This window comes from Streptomyces sp. NPDC047002 (assembly GCF_040704505.1).
Taxonomy (GTDB): domain Bacteria; phylum Actinomycetota; class Actinomycetes; order Streptomycetales; family Streptomycetaceae; genus Streptomyces.
The window spans coordinates 259,645-278,880 of sequence record NZ_JBEYWC010000003.1; the positions used below are offsets into that span (position 1 = coordinate 259,645).

Here is a 19,236-nt window from a genome sequence, read left to right on the forward strand (position 1 = left end):
GCGTCACGCCCGGGGCAGCGCCGCCAGCTGCGCGGTGATGCGGGCGATGTCCGCCTCGGCCTTCGCGAGACGGCCCCTGATCTTGTCGACCACCTGGTCGGGGGCCTTCGCGAGGAACGCCTCGTTGGCGAGCTTCGCCTCCGCCTGCGCCTTCTCCTTCTCGGCCGCGCCGAGGTCCTTCGTGAGGCGCTTGCGCTCGGCCGCCACGTCGATGGTGCCCGACAGGTCGAGCGCGACCGTGGCGCCCGCGACGGGCAGCGTCGCCGTCGCCTGGAAGCCGTCTCCCTCGGGCTGGAGCCGCAGCAGCGCGCGGATCGCGGGCTCGTGCGCGGCGAGCGGGGTGCCGGAGAGGCCGAGGCGCGCGGGCACCCGCTGGCCCGGCTGGAGCCCCTGGTCGGCGCGGAAGCGGCGCACCTCGGTGATGACCTCCTGGAGGTGCTCGATCTCCCGCTCGGCCGCCTCGTCGCGGAAGCCGCCGTCGGCGGGCCACTGCGCGACGACGACGGACTCGCGCCCGGTGAGCGTCGTCCACAGCGTGTCCGTGACGAACGGGATCACCGGGTGCAGCAGCCGCAGCGTGACGTCGAGGACCTCGCCGAGGACCCGGCGGGAGACCGCGGCCCCCTCGCCGCCCGCCGCGAACGTCGTCTTCGAGAGCTCGACGTACCAGTCGAAGACCTCGTCCCACGCGAAGTGGTAGAGGGCGTCGCTGAGCTTCGCGAACTGGTAGTCGTCGTAGTACGCGTCGACGGCCGCGACCGTGCGGCCGAGCCGGGACAGGATCCACCGGTCGGTGGCGGAGAGCCGCTCGGGGGGCGGCAGCTCGCCCTCGACGGTGGCGCCGTTCATCAGGGCGAAGCGGGTCGCGTTCCACACCTTGTTGGCGAAGTTGCGGGACGCCTGGACCCAGTCCTCGCCGATGGGCACGTCGGCGCCCGGGTTGGCGCCGCGCGCCAGGGTGAAGCGCACCGCGTCGGCGCCGTAGGTGTCCATCCAGACCAGCGGGTCGACCACGTTGCCGAAGGACTTCGACATCTTCTTGCCGTGCTCGTCGCGGACGAGGCCGGTGAGCGCGATGGTGTGGAAGGGGGCGGTGCCCTCCATCGCGTACAGGCCGAACATCATCATCCTCGCGACCCAGAAGAAGATGATGTCGTGGCCCGTGAGCAGGACGTCCGTCGGATAGAACTTCTCCAGCGACGGGGTGCGCCCGGGCCAGCCCAGGGTGGAGAAGGGCCACAGCGCCGAGGAGAACCATGTGTCGAGGACGTCGGTGTCCTGGGTCCAGCCCTCGCCCGTGGGGGCCTCGTCGTCCGGTCCGACGCACACCGTCTCGCCGTTCGGGCCGTACCAGACGGGGATGCGGTGGCCCCACCACAGCTGGCGCGAGATCGTCCAGTCGTGCATGTTGTCGACCCAGTCGAAGTACCGCTTCGACATGTCCTCGGGGTGGATCTTGACCCGTCCGTCGCGGACCGCGTCGCCCGCCGCCTTCGCCAGCGGTTCGACCTTGACCCACCACTGGAGGGAGAGCCGCGGCTCGACGGTGGTCCCGCAGCGCGAGCAGTGGCCGACGCTGTGGACGTAGGGCCGCTTCTCCGCGACGACCCTGCCCTGCTCGCGCAGCGCCTCGACGATCGCGGAGCGCGCCTCGAACCGGTCGAGCCCCTCGAAGGGCCCGGGGACGGTGATCACACCGCGCTCGTCCATGATCGTGAGCGACTCGAGGTCGTGGCGGCGGCCGATCGCGAAGTCGTTGGGGTCGTGCGCCGGGGTCACCTTGACCGCGCCCGTGCCGAACTCGGGGTCGACGTGGGCGTCGGCGACGACCGGGATCGTGCGGTCGGTGAGCGGCAGCTTGATCCGCCGGCCGACGAGGTGTGCGTACCTGGCGTCGTCGGGGTGGACCGCGACGGCCGTGTCGCCGAGCATCGTCTCGACCCGGGTGGTGGCGACGACGACGGTCTCGTCGCCCTCGCCGTACGTCAGCGAGACCAGCTCGCCCGCGTCGTCCTGGTACTCGACCTCGATGTCGGAGATCGCGGTCAGGCAGCGCGGGCACCAGTTGATGATGCGCTCGGCGCGGTAGATCAGGCCGTCGTCGTAGAGCCGCTTGAAGATCGTGCCGACGGCCTTGGAGAGGCCCTCGTCCATGGTGAAGCGCTCGCGCGTCCAGTCGACGCCGTCGCCGAGGCGGCGCATCTGGCCGAGGATGCGGCCGCCGTACTCCTCCTTCCACTGCCAGGTGCGCCGGACGAACTCCTCGCGTCCGATGTCCTGGCGGGAGGTGCCCTCCTCGGCGAGCTGCTGCTCGACCTTGTTCTGCGTGGCGATGCCCGCGTGGTCCATGCCGGGCAGCCAGAGGGCCTCGTAGCCCTGCATGCGCTTGCGGCGGGTGAGCGCGTCCATCAGCGTGTGCTGGAAGGCGTGCCCGAGGTGGAGCGAGCCGGTGACGTTGGGCGGCGGGATGACGATCGTGTACGGCGGCTTGTCGCTCGCGGCGTCCGCCTCGAAGTAGCCCGCCTCCACCCAGCGCTCGTACAGCTTCCCCTCTACCTCCGCCGGCGCGTACTGGGTCGGCAATTCACGGGGAGCTGGTGGCTGCTGCGCTGAGTTCTCGGTCACGCGACCAGTTTAGAGGTGTCCCCGGGCCGCCCCGAAACGGATTGCCCGGCGTAACGGTGTGGCCCCGGGGGCCCCGTGCCGTGCCCCCATCCGTCAGGATGTGGGGCAGCTACATCCCTAATGGGAGGGGAACGGACCGCAATGAGTGACAACCAGCTCGGGCCTTACGGGGGGCCGCAGCAGCAGCCGCAGCAGCCCGGGTACGGCTATCCGCAGCAGCCGGGCCCCTACGGGCAGCCGCCGCAGCCCGGCGTCCCGCCGCAGCAGCAGCCGGGGTACGGCTATCCGCAGCAGCCCGGCCCCTACGGGCAGCCGCCGCAGCAGGGCGGCCCGGCCGGCGCCCCCAACCCGTACGCGCAGCCGGGACCTTACGGACAGCCGGGGCAGCCGCCGTACGGGCAGAACCCCTACGGCGGGCCGGGACAGCCGCCCTACGGGTCCGGCCCCTGGGGCGCCGGACAGCCGGGCGGGCCGCAGAAGAAGAAGCGGACGGCGCTCGTCGTCACCGCCGTGGTGGTGGCGTGCGCCGTGATCGCGGGCGGCGTGTACTTCCTGACCTCGGGCGGCAGCGGGTCCGACATCGCCGACGACGGGCCGCACAAGCTGATCGCACCGGCCCGGGTTCTCGACGGGCAGTTCGCCAAGAAGCCCGGCAGCGGCGGGAGTTCGGCCTCCGGCGACCTGGAGGACGCCAGGAAGGCCGGTGTCGAGGATCCCAAGGACGTCTCCGCCGAGTACACCAAGGGCGACAAGAGCAACCCGCTCACCGAGGTGGTGCTCGACTTCGGCGGTGTCTACGGCACGATCGACGACCCCGAGAAGACGCTCGACACGTTCTTCGCCGGCCTGAAGAAGGAGTCCTCGTCCGACAAGGAGGGCAAGGGCGAGCTGGTCGGCAGCCCGCAGGCGGTCACCCCCGCGGGGCTCAAGGGCGCGGTCATGAAGTGCCAGAACCTCAAGGTGCAGGGCGACACCTCGGGCACCGCGGGCCCCAAGGAGATCACCCTGCCGATCTGCGTCTGGGCCGACCACAGCACGCTGGGCTTCGCCACCTCGACCGATGTGGCGTCCGTGCTCGCGGGCAAGCCCACCACGATCGCCGACGTCGCCGCGACCACCACGAAACTCCGCGACGACGTCCGCGTCGCGTCCTGACCCGCGGCCCGTACGCCGGGAGGCACAGCAGGCCGGGGCAGCACAGAGCACCGCACAGCGGCACAGAGGCGCCCGGCAGGTCGATCGCTCGACCTGCCGGGCGCCTCGTGCGTGCGGTGCCGTGCGTCAGGCGGACTTCTCGTGCCGCCCGTCGTTCTTCACGATCCTGGGCTCGCGGGGCACCAGGGTCGGGTTCACATGCGAGTGGACGACCTCCTCGGTGATGACCACGCGGGCCACGTCCTTGCGGGACGGGACCTCGTACATCACCGACATCAGGACCTCTTCGAGGATGGCCCGCAGGCCGCGCGCGCCGGTGCCGCGCAGGATCGCCTGGTCCGCGATGGCTTCGAGCGCGGACTCCTCGAACTCCAACTCGGCGCCGTCGAGTTCGAACAGCCGCTGGTACTGCTTGACCAGCGCGTGGCGCGGCTCGACCAGGATGCGCTTGAGCGCCTCGCGGTCGAGGTTGTGCACGGAGGTGATGACCGGGAGGCGGCCGATGAACTCCGGGATCATCCCGAACTTCACCAGGTCCTCCGGCATGACCTCCTGGAACATGTCGCGCGCCTCGATCTCGCGCTTCGAGCGGATCGTCGCGCCGAAGCCGATGCCCTTCGCGCCCGCGCGCGCCTCGATGATCTTCTCAAGACCGGCGAAGGCACCGCCCACGATGAACAGCACGTTCGTCGTGTCGATCTGGATGAACTCCTGGTGCGGGTGCTTCCTGCCACCCTGCGGCGGCACCGAGGCGGTGGTGCCCTCCAGAATCTTCAGCAGCGCCTGCTGCACGCCCTCGCCCGAGACGTCCCGGGTGATCGACGGGTTCTCGCTCTTGCGCGCGACCTTGTCGATCTCGTCGATGTAGACGATGCCCGTCTCGGCCTTCTTGACGTCGTAGTCGGCGGCCTGGATGAGCTTGAGGAGGATGTTCTCGACGTCCTCGCCGACGTACCCGGCCTCCGTCAGCGCCGTCGCGTCGGCGATGGCGAACGGCACGTTGAGCATGCGCGCGAGCGTCTGCGCGAGGTGCGTCTTGCCCGAGCCGGTGGGGCCGAGCAGCAGGATGTTGGACTTGCCGAGCTCGATCGCGTCCTCACGGCCCGAGCCACCGCCGTTCTCGCCCGCCTGCACCCGCTTGTAGTGGTTGTAGACGGCGACCGAGAGGGCCTTCTTCGCGGGCTCCTGTCCGACGACGTAGCCCTCGAGGAACTCGTAGATCTCGCGCGGCTTCGGCAGTTCCTCCCACCGCACCTCGGAGGTCTCGGCGAGCTCCTCCTCGATGATCTCGTTGCAGAGGTCGATGCACTCGTCGCAGATGTACACACCGGGCCCTGCGATGAGCTTCTTCACCTGCTTCTGGCTCTTGCCGCAGAACGAGCACTTGAGCAGGTCGCCGCCATCACCGATGCGTGCCACGAGGTGCTTCCCCTTCGCCTGGGAGCAGCTTGGTTCAGCGGCTCCTGTGCCTCATATCCGACGGTACCTTGCCCGGCCCGGTGTCCGGGCCCCTCTTGGCGCGGTTCGCCGTGCTCCCCGGACGACCGTACGACATCCGTACGGCCGCCGTAACGGCCCCGGTCGTACCGGGCGGGTGCGCGACGCGACCGCGCCAAGGGCGCGCGCCGGTCAGGCCGCTGCGGCGGCCGTGGTCTTGCGGGTGGAAACGATCTGGTCGATCAGGCCGTACGCGAGCGCGTCGTCCGCGGTGAGGATCTTGTCGCGCTCGATGTCGTCCCTGATCTTCTCGATCGGGGTGGTGGAGTGCTTCGCCAGCATCTCCTCCAGCTGCGTGCGCATGCGCAGGATCTCGTTGGCCGCGATCTCCAGGTCGGAGAGCTGCTCCCGGCCGGTCTGGCTGGACGGCTGGTGGATCAGGACGCGCGCGTTGGGCAGCGCGAGCCGCTTGCCCGGGGTGCCGGCGGCGAGCAGCACGGCGGCGGCGGAGGCGGCCTGGCCCATGCAGACGGTCTGGATGTCCGGCTTCACGAACTGCATCGTGTCGTAGATGGCCGTCAGGGCCGTCATCGAGCCGCCGGGGCTGTTGATGTAGATCGAGACGTCGCGGTCGGGGTCCATGGACTCCAGGCACAGCAGCTGCGCCATGACGTCGTTGGCCGAGGCGTCGTCGATCTGCACGCCGAGGAAGATCACGCGCTCCTCGAACAGCTTCGCGTACGGGTCGTACTCGCGGACGCCCTGGGAGGTGCGCTCGACGAAGCGCGGGACGACGTAGCGGTTGTCCACCTGCGGGCCCGTGTAGAGGCCGCTCGCGGAGTAGTCGTTCATGTCGGTGTTCACCATTCCTGTGACCTGGGAGACCTTCGGGGGACGGACCGGGCGCGGACGCTCAGGCCCCGGTGCCGCCGCCGCCCGGGACGCCCGAGGCAGCGGAGATGATCTCGTCGATGATGCCGTAGTCCTTGGCCTCCTCGGCGGTGAACCAGCGGTCGCGGTCGCCGTCGCGGATGATCGTCTCCTCGGTCTGGCCGGTGTGACGAGCGGTGATCTCGGCCATGCGCTTCTTGGTGCGGAGCAGCTGCTCCGCCTGGATCTTGATGTCGGAAGCGGTGCCGCCGAGGCCCGCGGAGCCCTGGTGCATGAGGATGTCGGTGTTCGGCAGTGCGAAGCGCTTGCCCGCGGCGCCGCCGGTCAGCAGGAACTGGCCCATGGAGGCGGCGAGGCCCATCCCGATGGTGACCACGTCGTTGGGGATGTACTGCATGGTGTCGTAGACGGCCATGCCGGCCGTGACGGACCCACCGGGGCTGTTGATGTAGAGGTAGATGTCCTTCTCGGGCTCGGCCGCGAGAAGGAGGAGCTGCGCGGTGATCCTGTTGGCGATGTCATCGTCGACCTGCTGGCCGAGGAAGATGATCCGCTCGCCGAGCAGCCGACTGTAGACCTGGTCGCCGAGGCCCCCACCGATGGACGGGTCTCCTGCGGCGGAAGGCATCAGATTCGTCACGTGTCCACCTGCTCGTCTCTGACGGCCTCGGCCGTCTCAGCGTCTTCGTCCCGAGATGTGGAGGCCGGGCCGTACCGCGCCCGGACGACTTCTCCGGCTCTCGTACTCATGGACCCTAACCCCCAGGTCGGCGGGCGCCATCCTGGTTCCGCAGCTGTTCGCTCGGAGCGCAAGGTAGTTGGACCCCGGCGAAAGGTGCCGCCGACCGTACCGCGTGCCGCGCCGGCGCCGGGGACCGGGGGCCGCTTCGGCGGCTGACCGGCCGGGACCTGGGCGGCGGCGCGCGCGGCGGCCCGCGCCGCGGGGGCGCGCGGCCGGACGCGGGCGCGGGGGCGTGCGCGCGGGCGGTCCGGGGCGTGCGTACGGGCGCTCCAGCGGGCGGCCCGGGGCGGGGAGCGCGGCGGGCCCCGGGCGCGGTCTGCGTCCGGGGCCCGCCGTCGGTGCGCGGTCCGCGATCAGGCGGTCGGCTTGCCGTCCTCGCCCTCGGCGGGGGTCTCGGCGCCCTCGGCCGCCTCCGCGGTCTCCGTGACGGCCTCGGCGGCGGCGTCGCCGGACTCGGCGGACTCCTCCTCCTCGTCGTCCAGGTCGACCGTCTCGCCGTTGGTGTCGACGACCTTCGCCGCCTCGACGACCACCGCGAGCGCCTTGCCGCGGGCGACCTCGCCGACGAGCATCGGCACCTGGCCGCCCTCGACGACGGCCTGCGCGAACTGGTCGGGGCTCATGCCGGAGGACTGCGCGCGGCGCATGAGGTGCTCGGTGAGCTCCTCCTGGTTCACGTTCAGCTTCTCCTTGTTGACCAGCTCGTCCAGGATGAACTGGGTCTTGATGCCCTTGACCGCCTGCTCGGAGGTCTCGGCGTCGAACTCCTCCTGGGTCTTGCCCTGGATCTGGAGGTACTGCGCGATGTCGATGCCCATCTGCGGGAGCTGGTGGTGCTCCAGGTTGTGCTTGCGGGTCTCGACCTCGTCGGCGAGGAGCTTCTCCGGGATCGGCACCTCGACGAGCTTCAGCAGCTCGTCCAGGACGCGCTCCTGCGCCTGCGTCGCCTGGTCGTACCGCTTCATCGACTCCAGGCGCTTGCGGCTGTCGGCGCGCAGCTCCTCAAGGGTGTCGAACTCGCTGGCCATCTGGGCGAAGTCGTCGTCGAGCTCGGGCAGCTCGCGGGTCTTGACCTCGGTGACCTTGACGGTGACCTCGGCCTCCTTGCCCTCGGCCGAGCCGCCCTTGAGCACGGAGGCGAAGGTGGCCTCGCCGCCGGCCTCGAGGCCGGTGACGGCGTCGTCGATGCCCTCGATGAGGTCGCCGGAGCCGATCACGTAGTCGATGCCGCTCGCGACGCCGTCCTCCAGGACCTCCCCGTCGATCTTCGCCTCGAGGTCGACCGTCACGACGTCGCCGTCGGCGGCGGCGCGCTCGACCGCGGTGGTGGAGGCGAAGCGGTCGCGGAGCTGCTCGACGGACTTGTCGATGTCCTCCTCGCCCACCTCGGCCGCGTCCACGGTGACCTCGATGCCGGAGTAGTCCGGGATCGTGATCTCGGGGCGGATGTCGACCTCGGCGGTGAAGGAGAGCAGCTCGCCGTCCTTCAGCTCCTTGATGTCGACCTCGGGCTGGCCGAGGACGTTCAGCTCACCCTCGTTGACTGCCTCGGTGTAGAACTTCGGGAGGGCGTCGTTGACGGCCTCCTCCAGCACAGCACCGCGGCCGAAACGCTGGTCGATGACGCGGGCCGGGATCTTGCCCTTCCGGAAGCCCTTCACCGTGACCTGCTCGTTGATCTTCTTGTACGCCGCGTCGAGGCTGTCCTTGAGCTCCTCGAAGGGCACCTCGACAGTGAGCCGAACCCGGGTCGGGTTCAGGGTCTCCACGGCGCTCTTCACGGTTCGGTCTCCTTGGTGGCTGATTCCTGGATGTGCCGGCCGCGCGCTGATGACGAGATCTGCGGCGGCCCGCTGATCGGCCCGGCTCCTGGGGTCCTCGGAGACACGTCAGACACGCGGGCACGCAGCTTGCATAGTAACCGCAAGCAGGAAGCGCCCCACAATGCGATCCCGGGTGCGCGCGAGAAGGCGACTTGTCGGGGTGGCCGGATTCGAACCGACGACCTTCCGCTCCCAAAGCGGACGCGCTACCAAGCTGCGCCACACCCCGTCGGTGCGACACGTAGGGTACATGCCCGGGGGCGCTGCGTCGGACCTCGTCCGCCGCCTGGGCGGCGGACGCCGGGAGCGCGGTGCGCGCGGCACCGGCGTGCGGGAGGCGCCCGGGAACCGCTACGATGCTCTGCGTACGCGCTCGGACGGTCCCTCGCGGGACGGGCCGGGCTCGCGCGGGCGTAGCTCAATGGTAGAGCCCTAGTCTTCCAAACTAGCTACGCGGGTTCGATTCCCGTCGCCCGCTCCGGTGCCATGGCGGCACCTCACGCACGGCAGCACGGACGACGGCCCGGCAGGCGCACAGCGCGCCTGCCGGGCCGTCGTCCTTCGCACCGGGTCACGAGCCGGGGCCTCAGGCACAGGCCGGTGCCGGGGTCGCGGGCCAGGTGCCCGGCACCGGCCAGGACGGCCTGGCGGCGCCGGGCACGGGGACCGGTCTCAGAAGTGGATCTGGCTGATCGTGTCCCCTATGGAGTTCATGAACCTGTTCACCGACGGCGCGATGTCCGTCGAGGCCAGGAAGAAGCCGAAGAGGATCGCCACGATGGCGGGTCCGCCCTTGATGGACTTACTGCGGATCATCAACACCAGGATGATCGCCAACACCACCGCCACGGACACTGAAACGGCCATAACTGATCACACCCTCGGTCGGTCCGCCTAGCCGGCCGCGGGACCGCGCTCCGTCTCGCACCCCGCTGGTCACCATCGTGCCATCAACCTCTGGGTGCGCGCTGCAGCGTGACGAATCATCGACGGCGAGAACGCGCCATCCCTCCACCTCCGCAAACCGTCGCAACTGCAACGATCCGCCACGGCACGCCGGATGAACGGCCCCTCGCGGACTGGGGATCGGGGGATTTCTGAGGAATCCTCGAAATGCCAAGGACACGGAAAACGATCTCCTGCGATCGTTTCAGGACCCGCACAGGGAATGCACAGCAGGTGTGCGGCGCCCGCTCCCGGGCAGTCGGAGTCCATCGGAGGACCGCCACAAGGAGCCGGAGGACGAGGCGAAATGCCCGCTTGAAGGTGGATTAATCGGGGCATAGTGCACGGTTGTTGTCGGTTTCACGTTCCAGCGGACCGATGGCCGGGTGGTTTTACGAAATCCATTGGGCGGGTCTAGGGTGCGTCAAATGGTTCAGGCGTCACAGGGATATGAGAAGACCGCCCGGCCGCGCGACGGGCAACAGGAATCTGGCCCTCCGGCCGTCGCGAACGCATCGACCGCGGTGGCCGACACGCCGCAGGACGACACCGGCGGGTCTTCCCGGCAAACGGCCGCAGGGCATGTGACGTCCGCCATCCCCCGCTCCCCCGGGGCGGGTTCGGACGCCGGGCGGGCGGCGGCGCCGAAGAAGCGCGAGGCGTTCTTCGACAACGCGAAGTACCTGGCGATCGTCCTGGTCGCGGTGGCCCACTCCTGGGAACCGGTCATGGACGGCAGCCGCGCCACCAAGGCGCTGTACATGGTCGTCTACACCTTCCACATGCCGGCGTTCATCGTGATCTCCGGCTACTTCTCCCGCAGTTTCGCGGCCAAGCCGCACCAGGTGAAGCGGCTCGTGACCGGCGTCGCCGTGCCGTACGTCGTCTTCGAGACGGCGTACTCGCTGCTGAAGTGGGTCGGCGAGAAGCCGCACGAGCTGAGCATCAGCCTCCAGGACCCCTGGTTCCTCACCTGGTTCCTGATCGCGCTGTTCGTCTGGCGGCTGACCACGCCGCTGTGGCAGGCGATCCGGCACCCGCTGCCTGTCGCCCTCGTGGTGGCCGCGCTCGCGTCCTTCTGCCCGTCGATCGGCAACGACCTCGACCTCCAGCGGGTGCTGCAGTTCCTGCCGTACTTCGTGCTGGGTCTTTGCCTGAAGCCCGAGCACTTCCAGCTGGTGCGGCGGCGCGAGGTGCGGCTGCTCTCGGTGCCGGTGTTCCTGTGCGCGCTGGCCTTCTCGTACTGGATCGCGCCGAGCTTCGCGTCCGCCTGGCTGTTCCACAACACCAGCGCGCAGCAGCTCGACCACGCGTGGTGGACCGGGCCGGTGATGGAACTGGGCCTGTTCTGCTGCTCGCTGGTGCTGACGGCGTGCTTCCTCGCCTGGGTGCCCGGCCGCTCCATGTGGTTCACCGTGCTGGGCACCGGCACGATCTGCGGCTATCTGCTGCACGGCTTCGTGATCAAGACCGCCGGGTTCGCCGGGGTCTTCGACGACCACCCGTGGCTGAGCGCGCCCGCGGGCGAGGCCGTGGTGTCGGTGACGGCGGCCGTCGTGGTGACGCTGCTGTGCACGCCGCCGGTGCGGCGGGCGTTCCGCTGGGCCGTGGAGCCCGAGATGGCGTGGGCGTTCCGCGGCGCGAAGTGACCGCGGGTCCGGCAGGCGGGCCCGGCGTCAGGCCGGGGCGTCGGCGTCGCGGGTGACCAGGAGGAGCGCCCGGTCGTCGTTGACGTCCTTGGCGACGGCCTCGATGAGATGCCAGGCCGCGCCCTCGAACCCCGCCTTGACATAGCGGTCGGCCGCGCCGGTGAGGCGGTCGATGCCCTCCCCGAGGTCGCGGCCGGGCGCCTCGACCAGGCCGTCGGTGAACAGCATCAGCACGTCGCCGGGGCGCAGCGCGCCCTTCACCGGGTCGAACTGGGCGCCGTCGTACACCCCGAGGAGCGGGCCCTCGCCCGACTTCTCCTCCCACAGCCCGGTGCCCGCGTGCAGTTGCAGGGCGGGAAGGTGGCCTGCGGAGAGGAGTTCGTAGTCGCCGGAGTCGAGGTCGAGCACGAGGTGGATGGAGGTGGCGAAGCCCTCGTCCCAGTTCTGCCGCAGCAGGTAGGCGTTGGCCGCGGGCAGGAAGCCGTGCGGCGGCAGGGAGCCGAGCAGGCCGCCGAACGCGCCGGAGAGCAGCAGCGCCCGCGAGCCCGCGTCCATGCCCTTGCCCGACACGTCGGTGAGGACGACCTCCAGGGTCCTGCCGCCGTTGGTGCGGGCGGCGACGACGAAGTCGCCGGAGAAGGACTGGCCGCCTGCGGGGCGCAGGGACCACTCGCGGTACCAGCCCTTGGGCAGGCTGGGCAGCGCGCTCTGCACGCGGATCCGCTCGCGCAGGTCGAACAGCATGGTCCCGCCGCGCCGCCACGGCACTCCGACGCGCGCCCTGAACTGGGCGAGCAGCAGCCCGAAGAGGCCGCAGGCGGCGACCACGAGGACCGCGCCAGGGGTGACGCGCCCCGGGCCCTCGTTGTACGGGCCGAGCACGATCGCCTCGATGATCAGGGCGGCGGCGGACGCCGCGTACAGGCCGAGGAGGCTCGCGGGCCGCAGCAGCAGCCCGCCGGCGACGATCGGCACGGCCAGCGCGGTCGGCGCGCACCACAGGGGGATCGCCAGGGTGGTGACGGCGATCGCGGGGACGAGCAGCAGCAGCCCCGCCATGGCGATCCAGTCGGAGCCGTCGCCGCGGAAGTAGTCGACGCCTGATCGGCGCAGGGCCATGCGGACCCGGTGCAGTCTCCTGCGCATCCGGGCCGCCTGCGATTCCGCTCCCGCAACACCGGCCATGGTGGTTGGACCCTATCGATCTGTACGCCCGCCGTGCAGAGGGGGCCCATTGTGTTCGATATCGGGGCGCCGCGGCAGACGGCGGCCGTCACTGGCCGGTACTGCGGCGGTCCTGGCCGGTACGCACGGGTCCAGGTCCTGGCCCGCGGGTGCGGTCGGGGCGGGAAAGGCGCGGGCGGGCGGTGGTGGCGCGTGGGTACGCTGCGGCGATGCGCACCCGACTCCGCTTGGCCGCCTATGCCGTCCTGGTGAGCGACGGCCGGATACTGCTCTCGCGGCTCGTGCCGCACCTGCGTGACCGGTCGGCCGCGGGGCTGTGGACCCTGCCGGGCGGCGGGGCCGACCCGGGCGAGGACCCGTTCGACGCGGTCGTGCGCGAGGTCGAGGAGGAGACGGGGCACAGGGCGCGGATGACGGCGCTCCTCGGCGTGGACTCCCTGGTGCGCGACGGCCTGCACAGCGTGCGGGTGCTGTACGAGGGCGAGATCACCGGCGGCGGACTGCGGGCCGAACCCGACGGGTCCACGGACCTGGCGGCCTGGCATCCGCTGGACGCGCTGGCGGAGCTGCCGCACGTCCCGCTCGTCGACGCGGGGCTGCGGCTGTGGCGCGAGCGGCCGCCGACGGGGCACCTCGGGCAGGGCTCACCGCGGTAGCACGACGACATGGGCGGCGGGCTCCCGGTCGTCGGCCGCCATCAGCGCGGTGCGCACCACCACGGCCTGCTGCTCCGGCGCCTCGCGCAGGCCGCGCGGCGTGAGGTGGACGACGGTGATGCCGAGCCGCTCCAGGTGCTCGCGCTTGGCCGCGCCCGCCTCGAAGCGCGCGTCGTCCTCGAAGCTGCCGCAGAACCGCGGTGCGCGGGTGTCGAGTTCGACGGCGAGGCCCTGCTCGGGCCAGTAGGCGTCCACGCCGCCGAGGTGCGGTCCCCCGGGCAGCCTGAGGTCGACGTTCCACACCGGCTCCGGCAGGCCGTGCCCGCGCACCAGCGCGTAGAGCCGCTCCTCGGCGCGCGCCCTGCCCTCGGCGAGCAGCGCGTCGACGGCGCCGACGACATGGGGCAGCGCGAGCAGTCGGGCGCGCGCCAACTCGGCGACGATCACGCCGGGTTCGCAGTGCCCGTCGCGTACGGCCTCGGTCAGCACGCGGCGTACGGCGCCGGTGCCGGGCAGCGTGGCGACGGCGTCGGCGAGAGCGCGGGCGACGGGCGCGACGGCGAGCCCCGCGATGTGCTCGGGCTCGGGCAGCGCCGCGGCGCGCAGCAGCCGGACGAAGGCGGTGGAGCGCAGCCGCCTGGTGCACGGCACGAGGACGTCGAACGCCTCCTGCGAGGGCAGCGGGGGCACCGAGTCGAAGCCGTGGACGGCGAGCGCCGCGAGCCCCGTGAGCAGCGCGGGCGGCCGGTCGCTCCCCCGGCCGCGCTGGGCGGGCACGGCGCGGCCCGCGTACAGCAGCGCGGCCCTGAGCCGGTCGTCCTGCGTGGCCGCGCCCCGGTGCAACAGGTAGACGCCGGGCAGCAGTTGCTGCCAGGGGCCGCCGGGGCGGCAGTGCGCGGACGCGGTGGAGGCGGGGATGCCGCGCTCCCGCAGCTGGGCCGACGTGAGCAGGCGCGGGACGGGTGTGCCCGCGATCTCGCCGGGGGCGGGCGCTGCGGTGCGGGCGGGGGTGAGGCGGGCGCTGTTGTTGTTCATGCAACCGGTTCTCCCCCGTCCCGTCCTCCTCGGTAACCCCTGTTACAAGGGCGTTGCCCAAACCGGACAAGCCCGTCCTAAAGTACGGGCGTTCGAATGCCGAGGTAGCCATCACCCGTTCGGGGTAAGGGCGTTGGCGCGCCCCGCCGGGCGGCGGGGCGCGCCTGCGCTCAGGCGGCCGCGTCGCACTCCTGGGCGCGCAGGGCGCGGGCGAGGTCGTCGGCGGCCTCCGCGACGAGGCGGCGCAGCGCGGGCGCGGCCTTCTCGTGTCCTGCGAGCCAGTCGTGGGCGGCGGCCAGCGTCTCCGGGTCGTCCCGCAGGTCGGGGAAGAGGCCGCGCACGACGAGCATGCCGATCTGGATCGACCGCTCGGCCCAGACCCGCTCGATGGCGGCGAAGTACTTCTCGGCGTAGGGGGCGGTCAGCTCGCGCTGGCCGGGCTGCGCGAACCCGGCGATGGTCGCCTCCACCAGCGCGTTGGAGAGGGTGTCCGACTCGACGAGGGCCTCCCAGGCGGCGGCCTTGACCTCGGCCGAGGGCCGGGAGGCGAGGCAGCGCACCTTGTGGCGCTCGCCCGAAGCGGTGGCGTCGCGGGCGAGTTCGGCCTCGACCGCGGCCTCGTCGGCCCGGCCGTGTGCGGCGAGCGGGCCGAGGAGGGCCCAGCGCAGCTCCTGGTCGACGTCGAGGCCCTGGACCTTCTCCGTCCCGTCGAGCAGGGCCTGGCACAGCGCCAGTTCCTCGTCGGACGCGGCGGTCCTCGCGAAGAAGCGTGCCCAGGTGAGCTGGTGCTGGCTGCCGGGCTCGGCGGCGCGCAGCTCGCGCAGCGCGCCCTGGGCGAGCAGCCGGCCGCCCTCGGCGCGCCAGGCGGGCGCCGCGTAGTGCACGAGCGCGGACTCGGCCCAGGCGTGCAGCATCTGGAGCACGCCGATGTCGCTCTCGCGGCCCGCGTGGGCGAGCACCAGCGCGATGAAGTCGCGGGCGGGCAGCAGCGCGTCGCGGGTCATGTTCCACAGCGCTGACCAGCACAGCGCCCGCGCCATCGGGTCGGCCACGGAGCCGAGGTGGGCGCGGAGCGTGTCGAGCGAGGCGGCGTCGAGGCGGGTCTTGCAGTACGTGAGGTCCTGGTCGTTGACGAGCACCAGGTCGGGGCGCTCGGCCCCGGCGAGCGCGTCGACGACGGTGCGGGGCCCCGACACGTCCGCCTCGGTGTGCGCGTAGGCGGTCAGCCCGCCCTCGGGGGAGCGCCGGTAGAGGGCCACGGCCACGCGGTGCGGGCGCAGTTCGGGGTACGACTCGGGCGCGTCCTGGACGACCGCGAGCTCCTGGACGCGGCCTTCGGCGTCGTAGAGCACCTGCGGCGTCAGGGAGTTGACCCCGGCGGTCTGGAGCCACGAGCGCGCCCAGCCCGCCATGTCGCGGCCCGAGGTCTCCTCCAGCACGGCGAGGAGGTCGCCGAGTTCGGTGTTGCCGTAGGCGTGCCGCTTGAAGTAGCGCCTGGCGCCTTCGAGAAACGCGTCGCGGCCCACGTACGCCACCAGCTGCTTGAGCACGGAGGCGCCCTTGGCGTAGGTGATGCCGTCGAAGTTGAGCTTGGCGTCCTCCAGGTCCCGGATGTCCGCGGTGATCGGGTGGGTGGAGGGCAGCTGGTCGGCGCGGTAGGCCCACGCCTTGCGGTTGTTGGCGAAGGTGATCCAGCCGTTGGTGAAGCGGGTGGCCTCCACCATGGAGAACGCGCCCATGAAGTCGGCGAAGGACTCCTTCAGCCACAGGTCGTCCCACCAGCGCATGGTGACGAGGTCGCCGAACCACATGTGGGCCATCTCGTGCAGGATGACGTTGGCGCGGCGCTCGTAGGACGCCTGGGTGACCTTGCCGCGGTAGATGTACTCCTCGCGGAAGGTGACGAGGCCCGGGTTCTCCATGGCGCCGAGGTTGTACTCGGGCACGAACGCCTGGTCGTACTTGCCGAACGGGTACGGGTAGTCGAAGTGCTCGTGGAAGAAGTCGAGGCCCTGCTTGGTGACGAGGAAGACGTCGTCGGCGTCGAAGTGCTTGGCGAGGCCCTTGCGGCACATCGCGCCGAGCGGGATCTCCAGCTCGGAGCCGTCCTGCAGGGTGCGCCGGTAGGTGTCGGTGACGTAGTGGTACGGGCCGGCGACGACGGCCGTGATGTACGAGGAGATCGGCTTGGTCTCGGCGAAACGCCACACGCCGTCGGCGTCCAGGGCGCCCGCGCCGTTGTTCCACACCTGCCAGCCGTCGGGCGCCGTCACCTCGAAGCGGTAGGGCGCCTTGAGGTCGGGCTGCTCGAAGGTGGTGCAGACGCGGCGGGCGTCGGCGGGCTCGTACTGCGTGTAGAGGTAGACCTCGCCGTCCTCCGGGTCGACGAAGCGGTGCATGCCCTCGCCAGTCCTGCTGTACGCGCACTGCGCGTCCACGACGAGGGTGTTGTCGGCGGCGAGGCCGTCGAGGGCGATGCGCGCGCCGTCGAAGACGGCGGCCGGGTCGAGGGAGCGGCCGTTGAGCGTCACGGCCGTAACGGACGGCGCGATCAGGTCGGCGAACGTGGCGGCGCCCGGCCGCGCGCAGGTGAAGCGGAGCGTGGTGACGGAGCGGAACGTGCGCGGGCCGTCCGCCGGGCCCTCTCCGACGGCGGACCTCAGGTCGAGGGCGACCTCGTAGCCGGTCACGGAGAGCAGTTCTCCCCGCTCACGGGCCTCGTCGCGGGACAGGTTCTCACCAGGCACGGGGCAGCAGCTCCTTCACGGCGCGGACATCGCGGAAACAGCCCGATCCTCGCATGGCGGTGCCGGGTGACCGGCATGCGGTCATCTCTGCCATTCCCGTGCGGGCCGCGCGGCCCGCACGGGAATGGCGGGGGCCGCCGGGTACGTTCCTGCTCCGTCGGGGTGTGCCCGTACGGAGCTTTTCGAGGAGAGACATGTCGGAGAAGACGCCGGTCGACTTCTGGTTCGACCCGCTGTGCCCGTGGGCGTGGATGACCTCCCGCTGGGTGCTCGAGGTCCAGCAGGCCCGCGACCTGGACATCCGGTGGCACGTGATGAGTCTTGCGGTGCTCAACGAGCCGCGGCTCGTTGAGATGCCCGAGGAGTACCGGGAGCTCATGGAGACCAAGGCGTGGGCGCCGGTGCGGGTGGTCGTCGCGGCGCAGCAGAAGCACGGCGACGAGGTCGTGGGGCCCCTCTACACCGCGCTCGGCACCCGCTTCCACAACAAGGGCGAGGGCCCGACGCGCGAGGCCGTCGCGGGCGCGCTCGCGGACGCGGGGCTGCCCGCCGAGCTGATCGAGTACGCCGACTCGGACGCGTACGACACGGAGCTGCGCGCCTCCCACAAGGAGGGCATCGACAAGGTCGGCCAGGAGGTCGGCACGCCGGTCATCGCGGTGCCGGGCGCCGACGGCGGCCAGATCGCGTTCTTCGGCCCGGTCGTGACCCCTGCGCCCAAGGGTGAGGAGGCGCTGAAGCTGTGGGACGGCACGCTGATGGTGGCGTCGGTCAAGGGCTTCTACGAGATCAAGCGGACGCGCACGCAGGGCCCGGTCTTCGACTGAGGCACCGCGGCGCCAGGGGCGGCCGGCGACAAGGGGCGGGGGCGGGGTTTGTGGGGCTCCGACGAACGGGGTGCCGGGGTCCGTGGGTTACGGTCGGAGCGCATTCGAGAATGCGACCAGTTGTCCGATCTCACTCCGCGGAGCCCCCATGAGCACCGTCGCACCCACAGCGGCCGCCTCCCGCGCCGGCGTACTCGCCGACCTGATCCCCGCAAGCCGCAGCCGCGACATCGCGCTCGTCGCCGGGGGCGCCGTGCTCACCGGGCTCGCCGCGCAGCTCTCCGTGCCCGTGCCGGGCTCCCCGGTGCCGGTGACCGGGCAGACCTTCGCCGCGCTGCTCGTCGGCACCGCGCTCGGGGCGCGCCGCGGGTTCCTCTCGCTCGCGCTGTACACCGTGCTCGGCATGGCGGGCCTGCCGTGGTTCTCCGGCGGCACGTCGGGCGCCGGCGGCGCCTCCTTCGGCTATGTGCTCGGCATGCTGGCGGCGTCCGCCGTCGTCGGCGCGCTGGCGCGGCGCGGCGGCGACCGCTCGGTGCTGCGCACCGCGGGCACGATGGCGGTCGGCTCCGCGGTCGTGTACGCGATCGGCGTGCCGTACCTCGCCCTGTCGGCCGGGATGTCGGCGGGCGCGGCGATCGCCGCGGGCCTCGTGCCGTTCCTTGTCGGGGACGCGCTCAAGGCGGCCCTCGCGATGGGCGCCCTGCCCGGCTCCTGGAAGCTGGCGGGCCGCCGCGGCTGACCCGCTCCTGGACCCCGACGAGGCCCCGCTCCCCCACCGGGGGCGGGGCCTCACGCGTGCCCGGCGCCGCCCGCCGCGCGCGTCCTGGCCCCTTCGAGGATCGCGCGGAGGCCCTCGCCGAAGCGCTCGTCGGGCGGTGTGGCCTCGAAGTCGGCGAGGGCCGCGGCCAGTTCGGGGAAGGCTCCGGCGGCGGCCACCGCGCGCCCGGGGTTCCAGCGGCCCGCGGCGCGCAGCTCGTCGCGCGCCTGCTCCTCGATGGTGTGGCCGAGGACGAAGTGCAGGGTCGCGAAGGCCGTGCTCATGGCGCGCGGGCGCGGCAGGCCCGCGTCGGTGTAGGCGGCGAGCAGGGCGTTGCCCACGCGCAGGGTGTGGGCGCCGTCGACGAAGGTGCCCGCGTGCAGCCGCGCGCCGTCGCGGTGGGAGCGCAGGGCGTCGCGCAGGCCGCGGGCGAGGGCCGCGGCGCGCTCGTCCCACGGCAGGGAGGCGTCCGGCTCCGGCACCCCGGAGACGAGTTCCTCGGCCATGGCGTCGAGCAGGGTGCGCTTGTCGGCGAAGTGCCAGTACAGCGCGGACGGCCGGACGTCGAGCGCGGAGGCGAGCCGGCGCATCGTGAGGCCGGCGAGCCCCTCCTCCTCCAGGAGCCGCATGGCTCCGTCGAGCACGTCGGACCGCCGCAGCCGCATGGTGTCTCCGCCTTCCTCTTCCGGATGGTTCCCGCCTTGACAGTAATACTTAGGCGCACCTAACTTGAACACTGTTCTACTAGAACGGTGTTCAAGT

Annotated in this window: 15 protein-coding genes and 2 tRNA genes; 6 read left to right on the plus strand and 11 right to left on the minus strand. The window is 71.7% G+C overall.

All coding sequences use genetic code 11. The features are described 5' to 3' along the window. Positions 1–3: 3 nt before the first annotated feature. Positions 4–2,625: a valine--tRNA ligase gene (locus tag AB0910_RS05655; protein ID WP_366743229.1), complete on the minus strand. Its 2,622-nt coding sequence runs from the start codon at positions 2,623–2,625 to the stop codon at positions 4–6. Between the two features lie 141 nt (positions 2,626–2,766). On the opposite strand from AB0910_RS05655, the gene AB0910_RS05660 reads away from it, so the two are divergent. Then, complete coding sequence (locus AB0910_RS05660) at positions 2,767–3,780, plus strand: hypothetical protein (RefSeq protein WP_366743230.1); 1,014 nt, start codon at positions 2,767–2,769, stop codon at positions 3,778–3,780. Positions 3,781–3,906: 126 nt separating this feature from the next. On the opposite strand, the gene clpX is transcribed toward AB0910_RS05660, so the two are convergent. From clpX to AB0910_RS05685, 5 genes are all read right to left on the minus strand, one after another. Next, on the minus strand, positions 3,907–5,199 hold the full coding sequence (gene clpX / locus AB0910_RS05665; protein ID WP_366743231.1) for an ATP-dependent Clp protease ATP-binding subunit ClpX: 1,293 nt from the start codon (positions 5,197–5,199) through the stop codon (positions 3,907–3,909). A gap of 210 nt (positions 5,200–5,409) precedes the next feature. Next, positions 5,410–6,084: an ATP-dependent Clp protease proteolytic subunit gene (locus AB0910_RS05670; RefSeq protein WP_366743232.1), complete on the minus strand. Its 675-nt coding sequence runs from the start codon at positions 6,082–6,084 to the stop codon at positions 5,410–5,412. A gap of 46 nt (positions 6,085–6,130) precedes the next feature. Continuing rightward, the gene (locus AB0910_RS05675; RefSeq protein ID WP_366743273.1) at positions 6,131–6,736 is read right to left on the minus strand and encodes an ATP-dependent Clp protease proteolytic subunit; all 606 of its coding nucleotides are present in this window, start codon (positions 6,734–6,736) and stop codon (positions 6,131–6,133) included. A 467-nt stretch (positions 6,737–7,203) separates the two neighbouring features. Continuing rightward, the gene (tig, locus tag AB0910_RS05680) at positions 7,204–8,631 is read right to left on the minus strand and encodes a trigger factor (RefSeq protein WP_366743233.1); all 1,428 of its coding nucleotides are present in this window, start codon (positions 8,629–8,631) and stop codon (positions 7,204–7,206) included. 197 nt (positions 8,632–8,828) lie between these two features. Next, positions 8,829–8,902: transfer RNA gene (locus AB0910_RS05685), tRNA-Pro, on the minus strand. A gap of 178 nt (positions 8,903–9,080) precedes the next feature. Between AB0910_RS05685 and AB0910_RS05690 the strand changes: the two genes are divergently transcribed. Continuing rightward, positions 9,081–9,151 (plus strand) — tRNA-Gly (locus AB0910_RS05690). 194 nt (positions 9,152–9,345) lie between these two features. On the opposite strand, the gene AB0910_RS05695 is transcribed toward AB0910_RS05690, so the two are convergent. Continuing rightward, positions 9,346–9,540 carry a hypothetical protein gene (locus tag AB0910_RS05695; protein ID WP_225022957.1) on the minus strand — a complete coding sequence of 65 codons (195 nt, stop codon included), beginning with the start codon at positions 9,538–9,540 and terminating at the stop codon, positions 9,346–9,348. A gap of 662 nt (positions 9,541–10,202) precedes the next feature. Here AB0910_RS05695 and AB0910_RS05700 point away from each other — a divergent pair. Beyond that, a complete protein-coding gene (locus tag AB0910_RS05700; RefSeq protein ID WP_366743234.1) occupies positions 10,203–11,267 on the plus strand; it encodes an acyltransferase family protein in 1,065 nt (354 codons plus the stop codon). A gap of 27 nt (positions 11,268–11,294) precedes the next feature. Here AB0910_RS05700 and AB0910_RS05705 read toward each other — a convergent pair whose 3' ends face one another. Next, positions 11,295–12,452, minus strand: coding sequence for a PP2C family protein-serine/threonine phosphatase (locus AB0910_RS05705; protein ID WP_366743235.1), 1,158 nt, complete (start codon positions 12,450–12,452; stop codon positions 11,295–11,297). Positions 12,453–12,661: 209 nt separating this feature from the next. Between AB0910_RS05705 and AB0910_RS05710 the strand changes: the two genes are divergently transcribed. Then, on the plus strand, positions 12,662–13,108 hold the full coding sequence (locus AB0910_RS05710) for an NUDIX domain-containing protein (RefSeq protein WP_366743236.1): 447 nt from the start codon (positions 12,662–12,664) through the stop codon (positions 13,106–13,108). On the opposite strand, the gene AB0910_RS05715 is transcribed toward AB0910_RS05710, so the two are convergent. Both AB0910_RS05715 and pepN read right to left on the minus strand, forming a co-directional pair. Then, positions 13,097–14,143, minus strand: coding sequence for a hypothetical protein (locus tag AB0910_RS05715; RefSeq protein WP_366743237.1), 1,047 nt, complete (start codon positions 14,141–14,143; stop codon positions 13,097–13,099). The genes AB0910_RS05710 and AB0910_RS05715 overlap by 12 nt on opposite strands. 170 nt (positions 14,144–14,313) lie before the next feature. Next, on the minus strand, positions 14,314–16,890 hold the full coding sequence (gene pepN, locus AB0910_RS05720; protein ID WP_366743238.1) for an aminopeptidase N: 2,577 nt from the start codon (positions 16,888–16,890) through the stop codon (positions 14,314–14,316). Between the two features lie 194 nt (positions 16,891–17,084). Between pepN and AB0910_RS05725 the strand changes: the two genes are divergently transcribed. Both AB0910_RS05725 and AB0910_RS05730 read left to right on the plus strand, forming a co-directional pair. After that, positions 17,085–17,717, plus strand: a complete 633-nt coding sequence (locus tag AB0910_RS05725; protein WP_366743239.1) for a DsbA family protein — start codon at positions 17,085–17,087, stop codon at positions 17,715–17,717. 148 nt (positions 17,718–17,865) lie between these two features. Further along, positions 17,866–18,456, plus strand: a complete 591-nt coding sequence (locus AB0910_RS05730; RefSeq protein ID WP_366743240.1) for a biotin transporter BioY — start codon at positions 17,866–17,868, stop codon at positions 18,454–18,456. Between the two features lie 50 nt (positions 18,457–18,506). Here the strand turns inward: AB0910_RS05730 and AB0910_RS05735 are convergent, their stop codons facing one another. Continuing rightward, a complete protein-coding gene (locus AB0910_RS05735) occupies positions 18,507–19,139 on the minus strand; it encodes a TetR/AcrR family transcriptional regulator C-terminal domain-containing protein (protein WP_366743241.1) in 633 nt (210 codons plus the stop codon). Positions 19,140–19,236 lie beyond the last annotated feature (97 nt).